Annotated in this window: 1 pseudogene; it reads right to left on the bottom strand. The window is 63.6% G+C overall.

The features are described 5' to 3' along the window. Window positions 1-327: pseudogene (locus SREC43747_RS21485) on the bottom strand (DUF3558 domain-containing protein); the annotation flags it as partial.

Genomic DNA, 327 nt, shown 5'->3' with positions numbered 1-327 from the left:
GGAAAACCGGAGATGTCGTAGGAAGCAGCCGTCTCCGGGAACGGCTCACCGAGCTCGTCCTTGAAGTCGGCCAACGACTTGGGCACCGCGAGGATCGTGATGTCGAAACTGGGATCAACCCCGGGACTGGAGAGGAAACCGCAGTTCGGGTAGTCGAGTTCGAGCTCGGGGTCTTCGATGTCCCCGGTCTCGGGGACGTACACCTCCAGCTGGTCCTGCTGCTGCGGGGTCAGCAGCTCGCACAACTGCTGCTCGGACTTACCAGCAAGGCTCAGCTCCCCCGGCCGACCCACCTCAGGAGTCGTCCGCTCCACAGGAGGCTGCTCA

Source organism: Saccharopolyspora rectivirgula DSM 43747 (assembly GCF_000497205.1).
GTDB lineage: Bacteria > Actinomycetota > Actinomycetes > Mycobacteriales > Pseudonocardiaceae > Saccharopolyspora > Saccharopolyspora rectivirgula.
Note: the sequence above shows the minus strand (reverse complement) of the source record. Positions and strands in the feature narration are given on the sequence as shown.